Annotated in this window: 18 protein-coding genes; 14 read left to right on the top strand and 4 right to left on the bottom strand. The window is 67.9% G+C overall.

What is annotated here, in order from left to right; all coding sequences use genetic code 11:
• Positions 1 to 108: 108 nt before the first annotated feature.
• Complete coding sequence (locus FFI87_RS24435; RefSeq protein ID WP_138848724.1) at positions 109 to 4,626, bottom strand: DEAD/DEAH box helicase; 4,518 nt, start codon at positions 4,624 to 4,626, stop codon at positions 109 to 111.
• Positions 4,627 to 4,883: 257 nt separating this feature from the next.
• Complete coding sequence (locus FFI87_RS24430) at positions 4,884 to 5,408, bottom strand: metal-dependent hydrolase (protein ID WP_006758580.1); 525 nt, start codon at positions 5,406 to 5,408, stop codon at positions 4,884 to 4,886.
• A gap of 397 nt (positions 5,409 to 5,805) precedes the next feature.
• Here FFI87_RS24430 and ggt point away from each other — a divergent pair, with 397 nt between their 5' ends.
• Both ggt and ppk2 read left to right on the top strand, forming a co-directional pair.
• On the top strand, positions 5,806 to 7,527 hold the full coding sequence (ggt, locus tag FFI87_RS24425) for a gamma-glutamyltransferase (RefSeq protein WP_012365877.1): 1,722 nt from the start codon (positions 5,806 to 5,808) through the stop codon (positions 7,525 to 7,527).
• Between the two features lie 246 nt (positions 7,528 to 7,773).
• Positions 7,774 to 8,724: a polyphosphate kinase 2 gene (gene ppk2 / locus FFI87_RS24420; protein WP_012365878.1), complete on the top strand. Its 951-nt coding sequence runs from the start codon at positions 7,774 to 7,776 to the stop codon at positions 8,722 to 8,724.
• Between the two features lie 55 nt (positions 8,725 to 8,779).
• Here the strand turns inward: ppk2 and FFI87_RS24415 are convergent, their stop codons facing one another.
• Together FFI87_RS24415 and FFI87_RS24410 are read right to left on the bottom strand one after the other, a co-directional pair.
• On the bottom strand, positions 8,780 to 9,067 hold the full coding sequence (locus tag FFI87_RS24415) for an H-NS family nucleoid-associated regulatory protein (RefSeq protein ID WP_012365879.1): 288 nt from the start codon (positions 9,065 to 9,067) through the stop codon (positions 8,780 to 8,782).
• A 193-nt stretch (positions 9,068 to 9,260) separates the two neighbouring features.
• Complete coding sequence (locus FFI87_RS24410) at positions 9,261 to 9,848, bottom strand: IMPACT family protein (protein ID WP_012365880.1); 588 nt, start codon at positions 9,846 to 9,848, stop codon at positions 9,261 to 9,263.
• Positions 9,849 to 10,153: 305 nt separating this feature from the next.
• Here FFI87_RS24410 and FFI87_RS24405 point away from each other — a divergent pair, with 305 nt between their 5' ends.
• From FFI87_RS24405 to FFI87_RS24350, 12 genes are read left to right on the top strand one after another with little or no spacing between them, the layout of a single operon-like run.
• Positions 10,154 to 10,849: a beta-ketoacyl synthase chain length factor gene (locus FFI87_RS24405; RefSeq protein WP_012365881.1), complete on the top strand. Its 696-nt coding sequence runs from the start codon at positions 10,154 to 10,156 to the stop codon at positions 10,847 to 10,849.
• On the top strand, positions 10,833 to 11,627 hold the full coding sequence (locus FFI87_RS24400; protein ID WP_012365882.1) for a lysophospholipid acyltransferase family protein: 795 nt from the start codon (positions 10,833 to 10,835) through the stop codon (positions 11,625 to 11,627). The genes FFI87_RS24405 and FFI87_RS24400 overlap by 17 nt, the downstream gene beginning before the upstream one ends.
• Complete coding sequence (locus tag FFI87_RS24395; protein ID WP_011658619.1) at positions 11,602 to 11,907, top strand: phosphopantetheine-binding protein; 306 nt, start codon at positions 11,602 to 11,604, stop codon at positions 11,905 to 11,907. The genes FFI87_RS24400 and FFI87_RS24395 overlap by 26 nt, the downstream gene beginning before the upstream one ends.
• Positions 11,904 to 12,152, top strand: a complete 249-nt coding sequence (locus tag FFI87_RS24390) for an acyl carrier protein (protein ID WP_011658620.1) — start codon at positions 11,904 to 11,906, stop codon at positions 12,150 to 12,152. The genes FFI87_RS24395 and FFI87_RS24390 overlap by 4 nt, the downstream gene beginning before the upstream one ends.
• Positions 12,149 to 12,790 carry a hypothetical protein gene (locus FFI87_RS24385; protein WP_138848725.1) on the top strand — a complete coding sequence of 214 codons (642 nt, stop codon included), beginning with the start codon at positions 12,149 to 12,151 and terminating at the stop codon, positions 12,788 to 12,790. Before FFI87_RS24390 ends, FFI87_RS24385 begins: the two co-directional genes overlap by 4 nt.
• On the top strand, positions 12,787 to 14,478 hold the full coding sequence (locus FFI87_RS24380; protein WP_138848726.1) for an AMP-binding protein: 1,692 nt from the start codon (positions 12,787 to 12,789) through the stop codon (positions 14,476 to 14,478). The genes FFI87_RS24385 and FFI87_RS24380 overlap by 4 nt, the downstream gene beginning before the upstream one ends.
• Positions 14,475 to 16,181: a glycosyltransferase family 2 protein gene (locus FFI87_RS24375; RefSeq protein WP_138848727.1), complete on the top strand. Its 1,707-nt coding sequence runs from the start codon at positions 14,475 to 14,477 to the stop codon at positions 16,179 to 16,181. Before FFI87_RS24380 ends, FFI87_RS24375 begins: the two co-directional genes overlap by 4 nt.
• Positions 16,168 to 17,778 carry a histidine ammonia-lyase gene (gene hutH, locus FFI87_RS24370; RefSeq protein ID WP_138848728.1) on the top strand — a complete coding sequence of 537 codons (1,611 nt, stop codon included), beginning with the start codon at positions 16,168 to 16,170 and terminating at the stop codon, positions 17,776 to 17,778. Before FFI87_RS24375 ends, hutH begins: the two co-directional genes overlap by 14 nt.
• The gene (locus FFI87_RS24365; protein ID WP_012365888.1) at positions 17,775 to 18,203 is read left to right on the top strand and encodes an acyl-CoA thioesterase; all 429 of its coding nucleotides are present in this window, start codon (positions 17,775 to 17,777) and stop codon (positions 18,201 to 18,203) included. Before hutH ends, FFI87_RS24365 begins: the two co-directional genes overlap by 4 nt.
• The gene (locus FFI87_RS24360; RefSeq protein ID WP_012365889.1) at positions 18,194 to 18,871 is read left to right on the top strand and encodes a LolA family protein; all 678 of its coding nucleotides are present in this window, start codon (positions 18,194 to 18,196) and stop codon (positions 18,869 to 18,871) included. The genes FFI87_RS24365 and FFI87_RS24360 overlap by 10 nt, the downstream gene beginning before the upstream one ends.
• Positions 18,868 to 21,279: an MMPL family transporter gene (locus tag FFI87_RS24355; RefSeq protein WP_138848729.1), complete on the top strand. Its 2,412-nt coding sequence runs from the start codon at positions 18,868 to 18,870 to the stop codon at positions 21,277 to 21,279. Before FFI87_RS24360 ends, FFI87_RS24355 begins: the two co-directional genes overlap by 4 nt.
• Complete coding sequence (locus FFI87_RS24350; protein WP_138848730.1) at positions 21,276 to 22,463, top strand: beta-ketoacyl-[acyl-carrier-protein] synthase family protein; 1,188 nt, start codon at positions 21,276 to 21,278, stop codon at positions 22,461 to 22,463. The genes FFI87_RS24355 and FFI87_RS24350 overlap by 4 nt, the downstream gene beginning before the upstream one ends.
• The last annotated feature ends 1 nt before the right edge of the window (position 22,464 follow it).

Genomic DNA, 22,464 nt, shown 5'->3' with positions numbered 1-22,464 from the left:
GTTCTGGGCGCGGTCGTTCGCGCGGTGAATCGTGGGATGCTACCCGAACGCGCGCGGCGATGCGGCGCGGCGTTCAGTAGTCCGCGACGTGCCGCGTGTCAGCCGATGTCAGTAGCGGCGGGCCAGACGCAGGCGCGCATCCTCGCGCGCGGCAGGCGGCAGCTCGGGCGCGTAGTGGAACGCGCCCGACACGAGCGACGCGACGGGCACGCCGTCGCGGAACAGCACGCGATTGCCGGCCAGCGCGGGCACCTTGTCGCCGGGCAGCAGCGTGCCGGCAAGGTTCAGCGGATCGGCACCCGTCACGCACACATACTGGCCGTCGCCCGGTTGGCGACGCAGTTCGCGCAGGATCGGGATCGCCTCCGGCAGCGCGAACTGCTCGCCCGCGAGCCCGGCGACGAAGCGTCCGCCGCGAATCTCGCCGCGCGCTTCGAGCCGCTGCAGCACGCGCACGAGCTCGCGCCAGCTCGGCAGCCAGTCGGCTTCGCGTTCGAGCAGCCGCCAGAACACGACACCGTAGCGGCGCAGCAGCGTCCAGACGATGTGTTCGAGCGCGGCGGGATCGGTCGCGGGCGCGCCGCGCTTCGGTGCCGGGGTTGGCGCGTCGTCGTTCGGTGGCGAAACGCGTTGCACGAGCGCCCAGCGGCCCGCATCGTCCATCCCGCCGATCAGTGCGCCGCCGCGCCGCGTGCGCGGCGCATACGTCGCGCTGCGCTTGACCGCCGGCTTCAGCAATGCGCGCAGTCCGGCGAAGCTGTCGGCATTCACGAGGCCGGCCGATACGAGTTCGCCGAGTGCCTGTTCGAGTTCGACGGGCAGCATGTGCAGTTCGTCGAGCAGTGCATCGAAGAACATCGCGCCATGGGCGGCGAGCGCGTCCCGCACCTGCGTCGCGCGCGCGGACAGCGCCGGTTGCGCGTCCGGGTCGCGCAGCGCCTGCCATGCGCCGAGGTGGCGGCGGGGCAGCAGCACGACCGGCGTCGTCTTCACGGGCGTGCCGGCCGCGCGGGCCGGCGCGCCGATGCGGGTCCACACGAGCTTGCCCGAGCGGCATAGATCGTCGAGGCCGCCGGCCGTATAGTCGGTCAGCCGTGCGGGCAGGAGCGCGTCTTCCCATGCGCTCGCCGCGGCTTCGTAGCCTTCGAGCTGCTCGACAACGGCCGCGAGCGCGTCGCGGCCGGTTCCGCGCGTATCGGGCGTCAGGCGTTGCCAGTGGAACAGGAAGCGCATGAAATCGGCGCGCTCGACGGGCTCGATCTCGCGGCGCAGTCGTTTCACCGTATAGCGATGAATGCGCGCGAGCAGGTGGCGTTCACACCATTCGTCGGTCGTCGCGCCCGGCGTGAAGCGGCCGCGCATCACATAGCCTTCGCGCTCCAGTGCCGCGAGCGCCGTCGCGATCGTCGCGGGCGGCAGGCCGAGCGGCTGCGCGATGGCGTCGAGCGTCAGCGGCCCGAATCCGGTGAGCCGCGCGCGGATCACGTCGACGAGCGCGGCGTCGGCGTCCCATGGCTGCGCGCACGCGGCCGGCACCTTCAGCGCGGGTGCGACACGTGCGTCGGGATGCAGCGCGCGGATGCAGACCAGCCGCTCGACCGGCACCCACAGCGCGGCGCCATCCGGTGTGACGAGTTGGGTCGCGCGACGGCGTTCGGCCAATTCCGCGAGCTGCTCGGGCCAGCCGTCGTGCGCCCGCGCTTCGCTGTCGGCGACGCACGCGAGCGTGAGCAGCGCGTCGTGCATTTCGTCGGCATCGCGCACGAGCGGCCACGCTTCGTCGCACACCGCATCGATCGCATCGGCGTCGAGCGCGCCGAGATCGTCGGCCGACTCGGGGTCGCTCCAGCGGCGCGACTGCACGGCCTGCGTGCGGCGCTCTTCGAGCGGCGCGTCGTCGAGGAACGCATAGGGCTTCGCGTTCAGGATCTCGGCCGCGAGCGGCGACGGCGCGGGCAGGTCGCGCGCGATCAGTTCGATCGCGCCGCTTTCGATCCGGCGCAGCAGCGCAAGCCAGCCGTCGGTATCCATCGCGTCGTGCAGGCAATCGTCGAGCGTCTGGTCGACGAGCGGGTGGTGCGGGATCTCGCGTTCGCCGACAATATTTTCCAGGCACGCAACCTGTTCGGGAAACACGGTCGCGAGCAGGTCGTCGCTCTTCATCCGCTGCAGTTGCGGCGCGGTGCGCCGGCCGCCGGTGAAGCGCGGCAGCGCGAGCGAGGTCGTCGCGTTCCAGCGCCAGCGCACGCCGAACATCGGCGCGTCGAGCAGCGCCTGGATCAGCACATGTTCGGCGCTGGCCGAGCGCAGGTAACGCCACACTTCGTCGAGCGCGAAGCTGTGCGCGAGCGACAGCGAAAGAACGATCGCGTCGTCGGTCGCGGCGGCCTGCAGCTCGAAGTCGAACGTGCGGCAAAAGCGCTTGCGCAGCGCGAGCCCCCACGCGCGGTTGATGCGGCTGCCGAACGGCGAATGGATCACCAGCTGCGTGCCGCCCGACTCGTCGAAGAAGCGCTCCATCACGAGCGTGTCCTGCGTGGGCAGCGCGCCGAGCGCCGCGCGCGTGCGGGCGAGGTAGTCGACGATCTGGCGTGCCGCGTCCGGAGCCAGGTGCAGATCGTCGGCGAGCCAGCGCAGCGCCGGCGCGAGGCGGCTTTCGGCCGGGACGATCGCGGTGCCGTCGGCATCGCTGCGCGATTCGGCGACGGCCGGGGTTTCCTCGCCTCGTTTGGCTTTGCCGCGCGTGGCCGTCTTGCCGGCTGCATCGCCGTTCGCACCGCTCGCACCGCGCTTGCGCCCGCCGGCATTCGTGTTTCGATCGCCTTCGGCGAACAGCGCGTCGAGCCGCGCGCGCAGCCGGCCGACCGCGGCCGACAGTTCGTCGCTGCGCCCGGGCGCCTCGCCGAGCCAGAACGGAATGCTCGGCGACTGGCCTTGTGCATCCTCGACGCGCACGCGGCCCGTTTCCACGCGAATGATCCGGTACGACTGGTTGCCGAGCTGGAACACGTCGCCGGCCAGGCTCTCGACCGCGAAATCCTCGTTGACGGTGCCGACCTGGATGCCCTGCGGTTCGAGCAACACCGCGTAGTCGGCCATGTCGGGAATCGTGCCGCCCGAGGTCGTCGCGGTCATCATCGCGTTGCGGCGTCCACGCACCGTGCCGCCGACCACGTCGCGATGCAGATACGCGCCGCGCACGCCGCGGCGGCTCGTGAAGCCTTCGGCGAGCATCTTCATGACCTCGTCGAAGCGTTCGCGCGACAGGCGCGCGTACGGCGCCGCGCGCGTGAAGCTCGCGTACAGCGCATCCTCGTGCCATTCCGCGCAGGCGACTTCGGCGACGATCTGCTGCGCGAGCACGTCGAGCGGCGCCTCGGGAATCCGCAATGCGTCGAGCTCGCCGCGCTGCACGCAGTCGAGCAGCGCCGCGCATTCGACCAGCTCGTCCCGCGACAACGGGAACAGGCGACCTTTCGGCACGCCGCCGACATGGTGCCCGGAGCGGCCGACGCGCTGCAGGAACGGTGCGATCCCGCGCGGCGAACCGACCTGGCATACGAGATCGACGTCGCCGATGTCGATGCCGAGTTCGAGCGATGCGGTCGCGACGAGCAGCTTCAGCTCGCCGCGCTTGAGCCGCTGTTCCGCGTCGAAGCGATGTTCCTTCGCGAGACTGCCGTGGTGCGCGGCGATCGCGTCCTTGCCGAGGCGCTCGGCGAGATGGCGCGCCATGCGCTCCGCGGTGCGCCGCGTGTTCACGAACACGAGCGTCGTGCGATGCGCGGCCGCGAGCGCGGCGATCCGGTCGTACACCTGTTCCCACACGTCGGTCGCCATCACCGGCCCGAGCGGCACGTTCGGCAGTTCAAGCGCGAGGTCGCGTTCACGCGTGTGACCGGTGTCGACGATCGTGCAGTCGCGCGGCGCATCGGCCGGGCCGCCGACCAGGAAGCGCGCGACCGCGTCGATCGGTTTCTGCGTGGCCGATAACCCGATGCGCGGCAACGCGCGGCCCGTCAACGCATCGAGGCGTTCGAGCGACAGCGCGAGATGGCTGCCGCGCTTGGACGATGCGAGCGCGTGGATCTCGTCGACGATCACCGAACGCACGCTCGACAGCATCTGCCGTCCCGACGTCGACGACAACAACACGTACAGCGACTCGGGCGTCGTCACGAGGATGTGCGGCGCGCGTTTGCGCAGCGCCGCGCGTTCGGTCTGCGGAGTGTCGCCGGTGCGCACGGCGGTGCGGATCGCAGGCACCGGCAAGCCGAGCTGCGCGAGCGATTCGGCGATACCGGCGAGCGGCGCGTCGAGGTTCACGTGGATGTCGTTCGACAGCGCCTTCAGCGGCGACACGTAGACAACGAGCGTCGCGTCGGGCAGTGCGCCGTCGTGCGCGAGCGCGTCGCGCACGAGATCGTCGAGCGCGCACAGGAACGCTGTGAGCGTCTTGCCGGAGCCGGTCGGCGCGGCCACGAGCGTCGACCGGCCGGCCTTGATGTGCGGCCACGCGAGCGCCTGCACGCCGGTCGGCGCGGCGAACGTGCGGCGGAACCATGCGGCGACGGCCGGGTGGAACACGTCGAGCGCGTGGGCGGGGCGGGTGGCGGTGACGTCCATCGGAGCGTTGAAATAGGGTGCGAGCGCACGGGCGGCAGCGCGCGAATCGTCAGTGTGCCAGACGTCGCGGATGCGCGCCGGGCAACGCGGGCGGCGAGAATGCGCGCGCCTCGTAGATGCAGATGAGGCGCGGTGCCGGCGTTTCAATAGGCGTGCGTGCGCAACGACACCCGTTCGGTCACGGGTGCCGGATCAGCGAAAGGGGGCGGCGCTTGCGTTCGGCGTGCGGCGGGGTGGGTGCGCGGCCCGGTCCGCGATCACACGCGATGCAGCCAGCCGAGCCAGTGTTCGAGGAACGGTGCGCGCGTCCACAGCGACTGCGCGAGCCACAGCGTGCCGCCCCATGCGGCGGCCACGATGATCAGGTCGCAGTGCCCGCTGTTCCACAGATTCAGCGAGTGACGCCGCCAGATCCACGGCACGCCGAGCGGATTCGGCCAGTCGGCGAGCAGATGCATCACGCCGCCGCACGCGAAGCCGAACAACGGCGCGGCCCACAGCGGATGCGGATGATGCGTGAGCCCGTGCCAGCCGAGCGCGAGCAGCGCGATCCAGCCGATGCCCCAGTGCGTGACGGTGCGGTGCGTGATCCACAGGCGGCGCTTGCGCGTCCACCATGCGACTTCGAGCCAGTCGGGCGCGGTGCCGCCCGCGACGCCGGCCGCGAACGCGGCGAGGAGGCCCGTGTGCCAGGGGCCGGTCGCGCCGGTTTGCGCGACGAGGACGGCGGCGGCGACGCCGGCCGCGAAGCCGGACGCGTGATGCGCATTGTGTGATGCCATAGGGAACGAGACGAACGAACGTGAAGCGGCGTGCGAGCGAAAGCCTGAACGCAGCGCGAAAGCGGGGCGCTATCTTCGCAGATCGGCACGCAGAGCGGGCACTTCAGGCGCCGTTTTTTTGCATGTCCGGGGTGATGGCGGTGCGGTTTGCAACTTTCGGATTTATGCATTGCACGAGGACCGGCGGCGCAGGCAATTTCGACCGATGCGCACGCCCGTTTCTACCGGGTAAGTGACCTCGCTGCCCACAATTTGCATGCGTTGACCGCGCGTCGCGTGTTCGACCCTTTTTGTCCCCCTATACTACGAAGCCGCAGGTGTCCGTCGGCGAGCCAGCGGATACGCGCGGATCGGGCGCCTTTCCCGCCTGAAAGAAGATCCACATGGGGGACATGCAATGACTACGCTGAATCGCTTCAAAACATCCGCCGTCGTGCTCGCGACGGTGGCCGGCGTCGGTTTCCTGCCGAACGCGCCTGCCTATGCGAAGGGTCCGCAGCCGGCGGTCCTGACGAGTTCGGCGGTCGCGGTGGCCGACAAGTACAGCGCGGATGCCGCGGAGCGGATCTTCAAGGAAGGCGGCAACGCGATCGACGCGGCCGTCGCGATCGCGTTCACGCTTGCCGTCACGTATCCGGAGGCCGGCAACATCGGCGGCGGCGGCTTCATGACGATCTACAAGGACGGCAAGCCGTACTTCATCGACTACCGCGAGCGCGCGCCGCTCGCCGCGACGAAGGACATGTACCTCGACAAGGAGGGCAACGTCGTCAAGGGCATGAGCCTGTACGGTCCGCGCGCGGCCGGCGTGCCGGGCACGGTCGCGGGCATGTGGGAAGCGCAGAAGCGCTTCGGCAAGCTGAAATGGAAGCAGGTGCTCGCGCCGGCGATCCACTATGCGCGCGACGGCTTCATGGTCGACGAGCAACTGGCGCAGCGCGGCGTCGACGCGTCGAAGGAGTTCGGCGGCAAGACCAATTTCGACAAGTACTTCTCCGGGTTGAAGGCGGGCACGAACTTCAAGCAGCCCGATCTCGCCGACGTGCTCACGCGGATCGCGAACGGCGGCGCGGAGGGTTTCTACAAGGGCAAGACGGCCGAGCTGATCGCGGCTTCGATGAAGACCGGCGACGCCAACGGGCTGATCACGACCGAGGATCTCGCGCAATACCGCGCGGTGTGGCGCCAGCCGGTGCAGGCGAAGTGGAACGGTTATGACGTGATCACCGCGCCGCCTCCGAGTTCGGGCGGCATCGGCCTCGTGCAGTTGCTGAAGATGAAGGCCGATCTGAAGAAGGACTTCGACGGCGTGGCGCTCAACTCGCCGCAGTACATCCACCTGGTCGCGGAAATCGAGAAGCGCGTGTTCGCCGACCGCGCGCAATACCTCGGCGATCCCGATTTCTACAAGGTGCCGATCGCGCAGCTCACGGCCGACTCGTACATCGCGAAGCGTGCGGCCGAGGTCAATCCGAAGGAGCCGTCGGACACGAAGAGCGTGCAGCCGGGGCTCGGCACGTCGATGCCGGAGAAGGCCGAAACGACGCACTTCTCGGTCGTCGACAAGTGGGGCAACGCGGTATCGAACACGTACACGATCAACGGCTATTTCGGTTCGGGCGTGATCGCCGACGGCACCGGCATCGTGCTGAACGACGAGATGGACGACTTCTCCGCGAAGCCGGGCGTCGCGAACATGTTCGGCGTGGTCGGCAGCGATGCGAACGCGATCGAGCCGAAGAAGCGTCCGCTGTCTTCGATGTCGCCGACGATCATGACGAAGGACGGCAAGGTATCGCTCGTGATCGGCACGCCGGGCGGCTCGCGGATCTTCACGTCGATCTTCCAGGTGATCAACAACATCTACGACTTCAAGATGCCGTTGAAGGACGCGGTCGGCGCGATGCGTTTCCACCACCAGCTGCTGCCGCCGAACACGATCTTCTGGGAGCCGTACCATCCGATCGAAGGCGAGCTCGCGAAGCAGATCGAGGCGCGCGGCTACACGCTGAAGGGGCAGGACTTCAGCGGCGACATCCAGGTGATCAAGATCGACGGCAGGACGCCGGAGGCGATGGCCGATCCGCGCGGGCGCGGCGTCACGCGGATCATTCGCTGACGAGGCAGGCCGCAGGCGCGACCGCCGGGCGGTCGTGCCGACGGCAATCGATGCCGGGCCTGGGTGCCCGGCATTTTTCATGATGCGGCGGCTTCGAGGTCGCCCCTTGCCGGTCGGCCCTGCGGGTCGCCTTGCCGGTCGCCCTTGCCGGTCGCCCTTGCCGGTCGCCCCCTTTTTCATCAATTTGACGCGCGACGCTGGGATAATGGTGGAGTATGGCTGCGTCAATTGAAGCAAGGAGGCCCCATGGGCGACAACGATACCCGCACCGAGACCGACAACGCCACCGATATGGCGTCGGGCGAGTCGCGCCGGCACCATTTCGAGGAAGACCTCGTCGATGCGTACGACGAAGAACTCGAAATGGAACTTGACGACCGCCGTTTCGATAGCGGCGAGGATCTGCTGTTCTCGCCGGAGCGCCGCGAAGCGCGCAAGCAGTATTTCCGCGAGCTGTTCCGGCTGCAGGGCGAGCTCGTGAAGCTGCAGGACTGGGTCGTGAGCACGGGGCATCGCCTCGTCGTGATTTTCGAGGGGCGCGACGCGGCAGGCAAGGGCGGCGCGATCAAGCGCATCACGCAGCGCCTGAACCCGCGCGTGTGCCGCGTGGCGGCGCTGCCCGCGCCGAACAACCGCGAGCGCACGCAATGGTATTTCCAGCGCTATGTCGCGCATCTGCCGGCCGGCGGCGAAATCGTGCTGTTCGATCGCAGCTGGTACAACCGCGCAGGCGTCGAGCGCGTGATGAATTTCTGTACCGATGACGAGTACGAGGAATTTTTCCGCTCGGTACCCGAATTCGAGAAGATGCTGGTGCGCAGCGGGATCCAGATCGTCAAGTACTGGTTTTCGATCACAGATCGCGAGCAGGAAGTGCGCTTCCAGAGCCGGATCCAGGATCCGCTGAAGCAGTGGAAGCTGAGCCCGATGGATCTGGAGAGCCGCCGCCGCTGGGAAGCCTATACGGCCGCGAAGGAAGAAATGCTGCAGCGCACGCATATCCCCGAAGCGCCGTGGTGGGTCGTGCAGGCGGTCGACAAGAAGCGCGCGCGCCTGAACTGCATCAGCCATCTGCTGACCCAGGTGCCGTATCACGAGGTGCCGCGCCCGACGATCGATCTGCCGCAGCGCGAGCATCACGAGGACTACATTCGGCGTCCGGTGCCGGACAGCATGATCGTCCCGGACGTTTATTGAGCGGTTCAGGTCGGCTGGATCGACCGCCGGGTCGCGCCGTGCAACGCGGTGCGCGTTATTCCCGGATCAGGAACGCGGCACGGTCGCGGCCGGCGATCCACGCGGGTTCGCGACCGCGTCCGCTCCACGTGGCGCCCGTCGCCGGATCGCGATATTTCGCGCCGATCGTGAACAGCTTCGCGCGATCGCTGTAGCCCTGCCCGAAGATTTCCCGCGCGGTCAGCGCGTAGTCCTTCACGAGCTGGCGCACCTGCACCAGTGCCGCATCGCGTTCGCGGCGACGTGCCATCTGGATGCGTCGATCGAGTTCCGCGAGTTGGGCTTGCAGTTCTTGCAGTTGCATGCGTCCGATACCCCCTGGCTGAATTCTGATTGTCGGCGACGCGCGAGGTGCGGCGTGCCCCATGCCCGGCCGGCCGTTTGCGCAACGCCGTACCGGGAATGCAGGGAGATTAAATTTGGGTGTGCGGTTTTTCTATGGGACTTATCTGAATTTTAGCGGGGATCGTAATGAAGCCGGGGCGCGGAGGCGCGCGTCACAGGTCAGGGAAGCCCGAACGCCCCTGCGTCAGGTCGAACAGCTCGGCTTTCGCCGTCGCTTCGGCAGTTTCCGGCAGCTTGATCACGAGCTTCACCGTCATCCCGTACGCACTGTCCGCCAGTTCGTAACCCGCCTGCTCGATCCAGCGGCGCACGCGCGCTTCGTCCGGATAGCCGATTTCGATCGCGAACCGCGTGTGGCGAATGCGTTCGATGCGCTCGGCGTCGAGCAGCGCGGAGGCGATCGCGTCCGTATAGGCACGCACCAGGCCGCCTGCGCCGAGCTTCACGCCGCCGTAGTAGCGGACGACCGCGCCGAGCACGCCGTCGAGATCGTGATGACGCAGCACCTCGAGGATCGGTCGGCCGGCCGTGCCCGAGGGCTCGCCGTCGTCCGACATGCCGGACTGGCCGCCCGCGAGCAGCGCCCAGCAGACGTGGGTGGCCGCGGGGTGCGCGTCACGCAGGCGCTGCAGCGCCTGCATCGCGGCGTCGCGGTCGTCGACGGGGATCGCATGTGCGATGAAGCGGCTCTTGCGGATTTCGAGCTCGCGGGTGTATTCGGTTGCGAGCGAATAACTCATTGAACGGGAAAAGGAGATTCGGAATCGCGCCCATTATGAGCCATTTGGGTGCAGGATCGGTACAAAGTACGTGGGACGACGGATTGTCGGGATAACCGACGATGCATGACTTTCCCGGGAAATTAATAAATAGTTAAATATTGGAGAAGTCGCACGCTGTAACGTTGATCTTTTGTAACAGTCCTGTTACAGTTCCGCCGCACCGGGATGCCGGTCACTCGGCATGGAAAGCGGAGCGCAATGGCCCGATACGCGGCGGCGCTATATAAAAACACTCAAGAGAAATCACCTCAACGAGAACAACAATGGCCGATTTGCATTGGACCATGCCAATCGCCAGATGGACGTCGATTTCGACCGCGGGGGTGCCGGGCGTCGAAGCCCTCGATCCGATGGTGCGTCGCCGCCTGAGCCGGCTGTCGCGTCTCGCGCTTCAGGCTGCGTATGACTGTGCCGGAGCGGAAAATCCATTGCGGATGGTATTCGCGTCGCGCCATGGCGAACTGACGCGCACCACCGGCATTCTCGCCGACATCGGCGCCGCGGAACCCGTCTCTCCGACGGCCTTCAGTCTCTCCGTTCTCAATGCGGTCACGGGCATATTCGGGATCGCAAGGCGCGACCGATCGCCCGCGACCGCGATCGCGGCCGGCCATGAAACCCTCGGCTACGGGCTGCTCGAAGCATTTACCCAATATGACACGTCGCCGGCATCGCCGGTGTTGCTCGTCCATGCGCACGAGCCGGCCGACCCTGTATACGGCGATGTCGACGACGACCCGGAGAGCGTCGGGCTTGCCGTGCTGCTTGGCGCCGATGAGCCGGTCGGCTATCTGACCTGCGAAATGGAGATCGACGGCGCGAGCGACACGCACGTTGCCGACGACGCGGCGAGTACGCAAAGCGCGGCAGTGCTGCGCTGCCTGTCGGCGCGCACGCCGGTGTCATGGCGTGGCGAACACGCATTGTGGCGATGGAGCTGGCATGATCGCGCGGCTTGACTACGGCTGGCGCCTGTTCGCGACCGGCATGAGCCTGGCATTCTTTGCGTTTTGCGGATCGGTGTTCTCGGTGCTGGCGATCGTCGTCGGCGCGCTGTGGCCGCATCGGCGCTCGCGCCAGCGTTGCGTGACGCTCGTGATCCACCATTTCTTCCGCGTGCTGGTCGCGCTGCTGCAGCGCGTGGGCGTGATGAAGCTCGAACTGAGCGGCGTCGAGCGTCTTGCCAACGGCGGCCCCGCAATCGTCGTCGCCAATCATCCGACCTGGCTCGACGTCATGGTGCTGCTGTCGCTGACGCCGAAGGCCTGCTGCGTCGTCAAGCGCGGCCACTGGGGCAACCCGTGTTTCTGGGGCATCGTCCGCGCAGCCGAATACGTGAGCAATGCCGATGCCGTCGGTCTCGTCGAAGCCGGGGCGCGGCAACTGGCGGCAGGCTACACGATGATCGTCTTCCCGGAAGGCACCCGCAGCCCCGGTGGCAATCGTCTGCATGCGTTCTCGCGCGGCTTCGCGCACATGGCGGTGCAGTCGCGCAGCCGGATCCAGCCGGTGCTGATCGATTGCGATCCGCCGGTATTCACCAAGACCCTGCAGTGGTATCACGTGCCGTCTCGTGCGTTTCGCATGCGCATCGACGTGCTGGAGCCGATGGATCCGAACCGGCTTGCGTCGGATGTGACGTCGCCGTCGATTGCCGCTCGCAGTATTGCCCGCGAGGTGGAAGTGCACATTACCCAAAGCCTGTTTCAGTATGGATACTTTAAAACTGCAAATTAAGCAGCTTCTGATCGAGATGCTCGATCTCAGCGACATGACGGTGGACGATATCGATGACGATGCGCCGCTGTTCTCGACCGACGGAATCGGCCTCGATTCCGTCGATGCGCTCGAAGTCGGCATCATGCTGCGCAAGAAGTTTCAACTGACGATCGCCGCAAACGACGAGCGTACGAAAGCGCATTTTCGGTCGATCAACACACTGGCGGCATTCATTGCCGAGCAGCAGTCGCATCAGGCGTCGCAAGAAGCCGTGCTGGAAAAGGGGAGTCACTCGTGACCGACGCAGAAATCCTGGAGCGCATCCGCGCCATTTTTCACGAGAATTTCGCGATCGAGCCGGAGCGCGTGACACCTGAAACGCACCTGTTCGAAGAGCTCGACCTGGACAGCATCGACGCGGTCGATCTGGCCATCAAGCTTCAGGAGATGACGGGCAAGCGCATCAAGCCCGAAGAATTCAAGTCGGTGCGCACCGTCGGCGATGTCATCGCCGCGGTTCACGCGTTGCTCGCGCGCGCATGACGATGGCGATGACGGGCACGCGGGCGACGACCGGCACCGGCTTGTCACGCTGGGCAAGCGTGGCGGCCAGGGCGGTACTGTTTTTCGCCTATCCGCTCGTCATCCTGTTCGCGTGGCAGAGCATGTCGCCGCGCTACGTCGGTTGCCTGCTCTTCGCGTTGCTGTGGCTTCAGCGCACGGTCGGCAAGGGCACGCTCGCGAAGGCGCTGCGACGGCTCACGACGCTCGACTGGTGCGTGGCCGGTGCATTGACCGCGTTGTCCGTCGCGATTGCCGTGACGGACAGCGAACGTCTTCTTCATCTCTACCCTGCATGTGTGAGTGCCGGCTTGCTGGTCGCGTTCGGCGCGACGCTGCGGCGAGGTCCGACAATGATCGAAAAATTCGCACGATCGACCTATCCCGAGCCGAGTCCGGAAATCATCCGCTACACGCGGCGCGTCACACAGGTGTGGTGCGTATTCTTCATCGTGAACGGCGGCTTTTCGGTCTACACGGCGTTGTACTGGAGCCGTGCATCATGGGCCCTTTACAACGGCTTCGTCGCGTACCTGCTGATCGGTGCGCTGCTTGCGGGCGAGTGGCTGTGGCGCAGCGTTGTCATCGGCGCCAGACGAAAGCGCACGGGTGTCGCATGATCGCGCTGCACGAGATGCTGTGTGCCGCGGCGGATAGCGAAACGACAGTCTGCCGCGACGGCGCCGAGGCGCTGACGCTGGGCGATTTGCGTGCGCGCGTGGCCGCCATTGCGCGGACGCTCGACGCGAGCGGCGCGCGACGGGTCGCGATCTGCACGGACGATCCGTACGACTTCGCGTGCGCCTTCTTCGCGGTCGCGGCGGTGAAGGGCGAAATCGTGATTCCGGCCAGCAACGCGCCCGGCTATCTCGGCGATCTGGCCCATGCATACGACCTGGTGCTGGATGCGCCGGCGTTGGCCGCGTGCGGGCACGACACGGAGCGCGAATCTGCCATCTCCGTTCGCCCGATCGACGCGACGGCCGCGGTGACGCTCTATACGTCCGGCAGCAGCGGCATCGCGAAGCCGGTGCGGAAGTCGCTCGCGCAGCTCGATGCCGAAGTGCGCACGCTGCAGCGCGAATGGGCCGACCGGATCGGCGCGGCAGTGACGCTGTCGAGCGTGCCGCATCATCACATCTACGGACTGCTGTTCAGGATCCTGTGGCCGTTGGCGGCGGGCCGCGCGTTCGACCGGACAGCGGTACTCGAGCCGTTGCAACTGCAGCAGCGGCTTGTCGAATACGGCGGCGGTGTCGTGGTCTCGACGCCGTCGCAACTGATGCGCTGGCCGGCGTTGTCCGGTTTTCCGATGCAAGCGCCCGCGCCGTGCGCGTTCTTCTCGTCGGGCGGCCCGCTGCCGGCCGATGCGGCAGCGGCCTATGCGAACGCGTTCGGCGCCGCGCCGCTCGAGATCTTCGGCAGCACCGAAACCGGCGGCATCGCATGGCGGCGTCAGGACGTCTCGCACGCATGGCAGCCGTTGAAGGGCGTCGACGTGCGCTGCGACGACGAAGGTGTCCTGTGCGTTCGGTCCGCGCACCTCGGCCACGATCGCTGGCACCGCACCGACGACACCGCGCGATTCGACGCGCGGGGCCGCTTCGCGCTCGCGGGACGGCGCGATCGCGTGATCAAGCTCGACGGCAAGCGCGTGTCGTTGCCGGAGCTCGAGACGCGGATACTCGCGCACGAGTATGTGGAGCAGGCAGCCGCGGTGGTCGTCGACGGTGCGACGCGGTCACACGTGGGCGTCGTCGCGGTGTTGAGCGCGGTGGGGCGGGACGCGCTGGCGGAGCACGGGCGGATTGCCGTTGCCACGACGTTGCGGCATGCGCTCGGTGCGTATTTCGATGCGGCCGCCTTGCCGCGCTATTGGCGATTCCGCCACGCGATGCCGTTCGATGTGCGCGGGAAGCTGCCGGCCGCCGCGCTGGCGGAGGCCTTTACGGCCACGCCGGAGGGCTTCGAGCTGCTCGCGTCGTGGCGCAGCGACGACGCGTTGCATTACGAGCTGCGCGTGCCGCCCACGCTCGCGCATTTCGACGGGCATTTTCCAGGGCTGCCCATCCTGCCCGGGGTCGTGCAGATCGACTGGGCCGCGCGCCTTGCCGGCCGCGAGATGCCGACCGTGCGGGAAATCCGTTCGATCGAACACCTGAAGTTCAAGGCACCCGTGCCGCCCGGCGCCGTGCTGGCGCTGCGTCTCGCGCATGATCCGGTACGCGGCCACACGCGCTTCGCGTTCCGGTGCGGTGGCCGGGAATGCACGTCGGGCGTGCTGGTATACGGCGCGGCGGCGGCATGAGCGACACCTGCATCGTCATCCCGATCTACAACCATCGCGATGCGATCGGCGGCACGCTGGCGCGGCTGGTCGTGCACGGCCTGCCGATTCTGGTGGTCGACGACGGCAGCGACGAGCCGACCCGGCGGGTGCTCGCCGCGCTTGCCGCGCAGTATGCCGGTTCCGTGACGTTGCTGCGGTTGCCCGTCAACGGGGGAAAGGGGGCTGCGGTCATGGCCGGCATGCGTGCCGCGCGCACACGGGGATACCGGCATGCGATCCAGATCGATGCCGACGGCCAGCACGATGCCGACGACGTGCCGAAGTTCGTGGCAGCCGCGCAGGCCGAGCCGGACGCCGTGATTCTCGGGCGGCCGCGTTTCGACGACAGCGTGCCGAAGGCGCGCCTGTACGGCCGCTATCTCACGCACGTGTGGGTATGGATCGAAACGCTGTCGCTGGACATTCCCGATGCGATGTGCGGATTTCGTCTGTATCCGGTCGATGCCGTCTGCGAACTGATCGACACGGTATCGATGCCGACGCGGATGGCTTTCGACAGCGAGATCCTGGTCAGGCTGCACTGGCGAGGCCTGGCGTTCAGGACGATCGCGACGCGCGTCGTCTATCCGGCCGACGGCGTGTCGCATTTCGACGTCTGGCGCGACAACGTGCGCATCAGCGCGAGCCACACGCGGCTCGTCGCCGGGATGCTCGTGCGCGCGCCGATGCTGCTGACGCGCCGGCTCATCGGCCGGCGCGCCGCGCTGCCGACCGAGCGCACGCGCGCATGGTGGCGTATGCCGGAACGCGGCAGCCGGATCGGCATGGCGTTGCTGGCCCTGAGCTGCCGCTGGTTCGGCAAGGATTTCACGTCGCTCTGGCTGCATCCGATCGTCGGCTATTTCGTGCTGACGAACCGCACGGCGCGCACCGCGTCGCATGCGTACATCGCGCGCCTGCGCGACGCGCAAGCGGCGGCCGTGCCGAAGCCGGGATGGCGCAGTGCGTATCGGCACATGCTTGCCTTTGCGCAGGCGGGATTCGACAAGTTCGTCGCATGGTCCGGCCGTCTCGACGAACTCGACGTGCGCTTCGACGATTCATCTGCATTCGATGCGCTCGCCGCGAGCGGGCGCGGCGCGCTTGTGATCGGCGCGCATCTGGGCAACCTCGAGATGACACGCGCGCTTGCGCTGCGCGATGCGCATACGAAGGTGACGGCGATCGTCTATACCGAACACGCGAAGCGCTTTACCGGTGTGCTGGCCGGCGCGAACCAGGCATTCGGCAAGCAACTCGTCGAGGTATCGGACTTCGGGCCGGATACGGCGATGATGATGCAGTCGCGGATCGATGCGGGCGAGCTGCTCGTGATCGTCGGCGACCGCGTGCCGCCGCATGATTCGGGGAAAACGGTCGACGCCCGTTTTCTCGACGCGCAGGCCCCGTTCGCGCAGGGCCCGTACATCCTCGCCCATGCGCTCGGCTGTCCGGTCTACCTGTTCTTCTGTCTGAAGGAACAGCGCGGCTACCGGCTCTATTTCGAGTCGTTCGCAGAGCGAATCGAACTGCCGCGCCGCGAGCGCGCGAGTCACGTCGCGCAATGGGCGCAGCGCTATGCCGCGCGGCTCGAACACTATTGCCGCAAGGCTCCCTATCAATGGTTCAACTTCTTCGATTTCTGGGCGCGGCCCGATGGAGGTCCGCGTGGCCGAGCATGACATGAAGAACGTCCCTGCCTCCGCCGCGGCGGAGGCGAGCCGGCCGGCCGTCGTGATCGGCGACCGCCATCTGACGATCGAGGACGTCGTCGCGATCGCCCGCGATGGTGCGCCGGTCGCGCTGAATGCGGCGCCCGCGTGGCGCGCGCGGATCGAGCGCGGCGCAACCTGGCTGCGCGACTATCTCGCGAACGGCGGCACGCTGTACGGTGTCACGACCGGATATGGCGACGCCTGCGTGGTCGAGGTACCGCCGTCGCTCGTCGAAGCGCTGCCGCTGCAACTGACCCGTTATCACGGATGCGGGATGGGCGACTGGTTCGATGCGACGCAGACGTTGTCCATCATCGTCGCGCGGCTCAATTCGCTCGCGTTCGGTTACTCGGGCGTGCGGTTCACGTTGCTGGAGCGGCTGGCCGATCTGGTGAATCACCGGATCCTGCCGCGCATTCCGTCGGAAGGCTCGGTCGGCGCGAGCGGCGACCTGACGCCGCTGTCCTACGTCGCCGCGGCGCTGGTCGGCGAGCGCACCGTATCGTTCGCCGGCGACGAGCGCGACGCGCGGGACGTATGGCGCGCGATCGATCGCGCGCCGCTCACGCTTGCGCCGAAGGAAGGGCTGGCGCTGATGAACGGCACGGCGGTCATGACGGGGCTGGCCTGCCTCGCGTTCGCGCGTGCCGAGCACCTGACGGCGATCGCTGCCCGCCTGACGGCGTTGACGACGGTCGCGCTCGACGGACGGGCGGGGCACTTCGATGCGCGCTTGTTCGACGCGAAGCCGCACGCCGGCCAAGCCGAGGCGGCCGCATGGATACGCGCCGACCTGGCCGGGCGCGACGAATTGCCGGGGCGGCGCCTGCAGGATCGCTATTCGGTCCGGTGCGCGCCGCACGTGATCGGCGTGGCGCGCGACGCGTTGTCGTGGATGCGTCGCGATATCGAGAACGAACTGAACAGCGCGAACGACAATCCGCTGATCGATCCGGACGAAGGGTGCGTGCTGCACGGCGGCAATTTCTACGGCGGCCATATCGCGTTCGCGATGGATGCGCTGAAGACCGCGGTGGCGAACCTCGCGGACCTGATGGATCGCCAGCTCGCGCTGCTGGTCGACGACAAGTTCAGCAACGGACTGCCGCGCAACCTCACGGGGGCGACCGGGGAACGGGCCGCGATCAACCACGGGTTCAAGGCCGTGCAGATCTCGTCTTCCGCATGGACGGCGGAGGCGCTGAAGCACACGATGCCGGCGAGCGTGTTCTCGCGCTCCACGGAGTCGCACAACCAGGACAAGGTCAGCATGGGAACGATCGCCGCGCGCGATTGCCTGCGCGTGCTGGCGCTGACCGAGCAGGTCGCCGCGGCGCACGTGCTTGCGACAGTGCAGGCCGTCCGTCTGCGGCTGCGCGACGACCCGCGCACGCAGCTTTCGCCCGCGCTGCGCGCGTTCATCGACGATGTGGATCGCCAATCGCCGCTGGTGGTCGAGGACCGGCCGCTCGAAGCGGAGCTGCGCGCGTTGACCGCGCGCCTGGCAGCCTGCGAGCCGATTGGCGGATCGTTCGGCGCATGCCCGCGCGGGGAGGCGGAATGAACGAGAATCGTCCGCCGCTCACGGCGACCGCACGCGTCGAGGTGCTGTTCCACGATGTCGACGCAATGAATGTCTGCTGGCACGGGCATTACCTGAAGTACTTCGAAAGCAGCCGCGCCGCACTGCTGCGGATGATCGACTATGACTATCCGGCGATGCTGGCGTCGGGCTACGTGTGGCCCGTGGTGGAGGCGCATCTGAAATACGTTCGCCCCGCCCATTACAGCCAGCAGCTCGACGTGCGCGCGACGCTCGTCGAATTCGAGAACCGGCTGAAGATCGGTTACGAAATCCTCGACGCGGCCTCCGGCGAGCGTTTGACGAAGGGCTATACGGTGCAACTGGCGATCGATGCGACGACGCGCGAACTGCAGTTCGTGTCGCCGCCGGCCTTGACCGAAAGGGTGCGTGCGCAATGGGCCTGACGCTGCGCTACCGGCGGTTTGCGGCGACGCTGCTCGGCGCATGCATGATGCTCGCCGGCGGCGAGCTGGCGGCCGCGCCGGCGCCGGACGCGGCGGCAGCGATGGCCCGCCCGGCAAACGCCGCGCTCGTTGCCGATGTCGCGACGCGGCTGGCAAGAGTCGGTGCGATTCGCGCGGATTTTCGGCAGACCCAGACGCTGTCGGCGATGAAGCAGCCGCTCGTCAGCACGGGATCGATGTTGTTCGATCGCAGGTCGGGTGTCGTCTGGCGCATCGACACACCCTACAAGGCCACTTATGTGATTACCGACGGCGGCATGCGTGAGGTCGGGGCGGACGGACGCCTCGTCGCGCCGGCCGGCGGTGGTCGTGGCGTCGCGCAGGTGTCGCGCATGATGCGCGACATGCTCGGCGGCGACCTGTCGGCGCTGTATGCGCAATTCGACGTCGAAGCGAGCGGCACGCCGGAACGGTGGCGGATGGTGTTGCGGCCGAACCAGCCGCAGCTCGCACAGGCGATCCGCGTGCTCGAAATGAGCGGCGGTGCCTATCTCGGCAAGCTCGACATGACGTTCGCGAACGGCAACGTGACCGTGCTCGAGTTCGTGCGGCCGACGCCGGTCGACGCGCCCGCGCCCATCGAGCGCGGTTGGCTGGAGGCACGATGATGAATACGGCGCGGGACGCGATCGATGCATCGGGCGAGCGCGGCCGGCGGCGCGTGCTGTGCGCTGCATGGCTGATCGTCGCGCTGGTTGCGATCGCGTTCATCGTGTGGCGCTTCAGCGGCCCCGCGCCGTTGCAGACGAACCTGCTTGCATTGCTGCCGGCCACCGAAGCGAACCCGGTTGCCGAACGAGCGGTCGACGTGCTCGGCGATGTGCTCGGCAATCGCACCGTCTATCTGGTGACCGATCGCGACGCCGACCGTGCGAAGACTGCCGCGAAGCAGTTTGGCGCGCGGCTCGCGGCGAGCGGGGCATTTCGTTCGGTGACGGTCGAAGTGCCGCCGTTCGACCTCACGCAGATCGCGGCGACCTACCTGCCGGCCCGTTTCAGTCTGCTGACGGACGCGGATCGCCGCTCGCTCGAACAAGGCGACGCCGCGCTCGGCGAACGCCTTGTCCGGCGGCTCTACGCGCCGCCCGTCGACGGTCTGCAGACTGCGGTGGCGGACGATCCGTTTGGCTGGCTGCAGCACTGGCTCGGCGAGCTGCCGCTCGCGGCATCGAACCTGTCGCTCGAAGACGGCATGCTGGTGTCGCATCGCGCCGGCGCAACGGGCGTGCTCGTGATGACGTCGCTGGCAGGGTCGGCCTATGAATCCAGTGTCCAGCACGCGGTGCGCGTCGCGACTGCCGATGCGGAACGCGCACTTGCGGGCGAGTTCCGCGGCGTTCGCGTCGACCGGGCCGGCGCCGTCTTCTATGCGGAAGCGGCGCGCGCCAGTGCCGAGCGCGACGTGCACGTGATCGGCGCGGTGTCGCTGGCCGGCATCGCGCTGCTGCTGATGAGCGTATTCCGGTCGCCGCGCCTGCTGGTGCTCGCGTTTGCGTCGACGGCATTCGGCATCGTGTGTGCGCTGGCCGCGACGCTGTTGGTTTTCGGCAAGCTGCACCTGCTGACGCTGGTGTTCGGCGTGAGCCTGATCGGCGAGGCCGTCGACTATTCGATTCAGTATTTCGTCGCATACCTTTCGGCCGGGCGGCAATGGGATGCGCGGCGCGGCGCGGCGGCGGTCAGGCCGGCGCTCGCGGTGGCGCTCGCGACCAGCCTGCTGGGTTACGCGATCCTGATGTGGGTGCCGTTTCCGGCACTCAAGCAGATCGCATGCTTTGCGATCGTCGGGATCCTCAGCGCGTTCGCGGCGGTCACCGGCTTTTTGCCGCTCATGCTGACTCAGCCACCCCGCCGCGCGCCGTCCCGCGTGTTCTCGGGCGCGGCGCGTCTGCTGAACGGTTGGCAGTCGCTGCTCGCAGGGCGGCGCGCGGTGGCCGCCGCCGTGCTGGTCGCGCTGGTTGCGATTCCGGGGTGGGCCGTCCTGAAGAGCGACGACGACATTCATCTGCTGATCCAGCGCGATGCGGGCCTCGCACGACAGGAAAGCACTATCCGCGCGGCGGTCGGGCTGGCAAACACCGCGCAGTTCTTCGTCGTCCAGGGCGCGTCTCAGGAAGAGGTGCTCGAGCGTTCCGAGGCGCTGCTCGGGGCGCTCGATCAGCAGCGGCTCGGCCGCGTCCAGTCGATCGCGACGTTCGTGCCGTCGGCGAAGCAGCAGGCACGCAATCGCGCGGTGCTGGGCACGCACGTGTTCGCCGATGCCGCGGCACTGCGTGCGACGCTGGCGCACGCGGGCTTCCGCGACGAGGTCGCCGACGCGTGGCTTCGCGCGTATTCGGTCGATGCGTCGGCGACGCTGTCCGTCGATACGTGGCTGGCCGCACGCTGGTCGGCGCCGTTCCGGCATCTGTGGCTCGGGCGGGTCGACGGCGCCACCGGCCCCGTCGATGCGGCACTGGCGATTCCGGAACGGGTCGACCCGGCGAATGCGGCGACGTTCGCGGCGCTGGCGCGCACACTGCCGGGCGTGTCGTGGGTCGACAAGGCCGCGAGCGTGTCGAGCCTGTTCGGCACCTATCGGGTCGACAGCGGCCTGTGGCTGGCCGGAGCGCTGGTCGTGGTCGCCGTGCTGCTGATGTGGCGATACGGCATGCGCGGCGGTATCGCGACGACGTTGCCGGTCGTGTTCGCCATCGCGTTGACGCTCGCGGCGTTCGGCTATGCGGGCGTGCCGCTCACGCTTTTCAATTGGCTCGCGCTGATGCTGGTGCTCGGCGTGGGTGCCAACTATGCGGTGTTCCTCCGGGAAGGCTGCATGCGGGACGCGGCCGGTCTCGGCGCGGTATGGACCGGCGTGCTGCTGTCGGCGGCCACGACGTTGCTGTCGTTCGGGATGCTCGGGGCGAGCGCGATGCCCGCGTTGCGCAGCTTCGGCACGACCCTCGCGATGGGCATCGTTTTTTCGGTGCTGTTCGCGCCGCTCGCCACGCCGTCCACGAAGGAGAGGCGCGCATGAACGCCAGACTGACGCCGGTCTACCTGTCCGCGCCCGGCATGATCAACGCGCTCGGCGCAACCACCGACGAAATCGTCGACGCATTGCACGCCGGCGTCGCGCCGGGCATGGCGCCGCGTACCGATGGCGTTGCCGGCGGCTGGATCGGGAGCGTGCGTGCCGCGCTCGACGTCGCGCCGCCCACCTCGCTCGCGCATTTCGATTGCAGGAACAACCGGCTGTTGCTTGCCGCGCTGGCGCAGATCGGACCCTTCGTCGACGCGGCGATCGCGCGTTACGGTCCGCGCCGGATCGGTGTCGTGATCGGCACGAGCACGTCTGGTATCCAGGCGGCGGAGCACGCGCTTGCGCAGCGTGCCGCGACGGGCACGATGCCTGCCGCGTTCGATTATCGACAGATGGAAATCGGCACGGCGGCGCCGTTCGTGCGCGCGGTGCTCGGTGTGGCCGGGCCAGCCTATACGTTGTCGACCGCATGCACGTCGAGTGCCAAGGCATTCGCGGCCGCACGCCGCCTGCTGCGGCTGAAGCTGTGCGACGCGGTCGTCGTCGGCGGCGCGGATTCGCTGTGCGAGCTGACGCTGCAGGGCTTCGCGTCGCTCGAATCGGTCAGCCCGGGGCGGACCAACCCGATGAGCCGAAACCGGAACGGCATCAATATCGGCGAAGGCGCCGCGCTGTTCGTGATGAGCCGCGACGAAGCGGTGGTCCGGCTGGCCGGCGTCGGCGAGTCGAGCGATGCGCACCACATCTCGGCGCCGGATCCGGCGGGCTGCGGCGCGGAGGATGCGCTGCGCGCCGCGCTCGCGGACGCCGGTGTTGCGTCGTCCGCTATCGGCTACGTGAACCTGCATGCGACGGCGACGCGGCTGAACGACGAGATGGAAGCGAACGTGATGGCGCGGGTGTTTCCGCACGGCGTACCGGCGAGCGGGACCAAGCCGCTGACAGGACACATGCTCGGCGCGGCGGGCGCGACCGAGCTTGGATTCGGCTGGCTGACGCTGGCGCGCGGGATCGCGCTGCCGACGCACGTCTGGGACGGCGCGCACGACCCGGCGCTGCCGGGGCTCGACCTGGTCGACCGCGAGCATCGTCTGGCCGGCGCTGCAACAGGACGCTACGTGATGAGCAATTCGTTCGCATTCGGCGGCAGCAATGCCAGCCTGATTCTGGGAGGCTGAC

It is taken from the genome of Burkholderia sp. KBS0801 (assembly GCF_005937855.2).
Lineage (GTDB): Bacteria > Pseudomonadota > Gammaproteobacteria > Burkholderiales > Burkholderiaceae > Burkholderia > Burkholderia ambifaria.
The sequence above is the reverse complement of the archived record's forward strand: the minus strand, read 5'-3'. Positions and strand labels throughout refer to the sequence as shown.

Coding starts and splice junctions, on each gene's coding strand:
- FFI87_RS24435 (WP_138848724.1), bottom strand. CDS start 4,626: ATGGACGTCACCGCCACCCGCCCCGCCCACGCGCTCGACGTGTTCCAC.
- FFI87_RS24430 (WP_006758580.1), bottom strand. CDS start 5,408: ATGGCATCACACAATGCGCATCACGCGTCCGGCTTCGCGGCCGGCGTC.
- ggt (WP_012365877.1), top strand. CDS start 5,806: ATGACTACGCTGAATCGCTTCAAAACATCCGCCGTCGTGCTCGCGACG.
- ppk2 (WP_012365878.1), top strand. CDS start 7,774: ATGGGCGACAACGATACCCGCACCGAGACCGACAACGCCACCGATATG.
- FFI87_RS24415 (WP_012365879.1), bottom strand. CDS start 9,067: ATGCAACTGCAAGAACTGCAAGCCCAACTCGCGGAACTCGATCGACGC.
- FFI87_RS24410 (WP_012365880.1), bottom strand. CDS start 9,848: ATGAGTTATTCGCTCGCAACCGAATACACCCGCGAGCTCGAAATCCGC.
- FFI87_RS24405 (WP_012365881.1), top strand. CDS start 10,154: ATGGCCGATTTGCATTGGACCATGCCAATCGCCAGATGGACGTCGATT.
- FFI87_RS24400 (WP_012365882.1), top strand. CDS start 10,833: ATGATCGCGCGGCTTGACTACGGCTGGCGCCTGTTCGCGACCGGCATG.
- FFI87_RS24395 (WP_011658619.1), top strand. CDS start 11,602: ATGGATACTTTAAAACTGCAAATTAAGCAGCTTCTGATCGAGATGCTC.
- FFI87_RS24385 (WP_138848725.1), top strand. CDS start 12,149: ATGACGATGGCGATGACGGGCACGCGGGCGACGACCGGCACCGGCTTG.
- FFI87_RS24380 (WP_138848726.1), top strand. CDS start 12,787: ATGATCGCGCTGCACGAGATGCTGTGTGCCGCGGCGGATAGCGAAACG.
- FFI87_RS24375 (WP_138848727.1), top strand. CDS start 14,475: ATGAGCGACACCTGCATCGTCATCCCGATCTACAACCATCGCGATGCG.
- FFI87_RS24365 (WP_012365888.1), top strand. CDS start 17,775: ATGAACGAGAATCGTCCGCCGCTCACGGCGACCGCACGCGTCGAGGTG.
- FFI87_RS24360 (WP_012365889.1), top strand. CDS start 18,194: ATGGGCCTGACGCTGCGCTACCGGCGGTTTGCGGCGACGCTGCTCGGC.
- FFI87_RS24355 (WP_138848729.1), top strand. CDS start 18,868: ATGATGAATACGGCGCGGGACGCGATCGATGCATCGGGCGAGCGCGGC.
- FFI87_RS24350 (WP_138848730.1), top strand. CDS start 21,276: ATGAACGCCAGACTGACGCCGGTCTACCTGTCCGCGCCCGGCATGATC.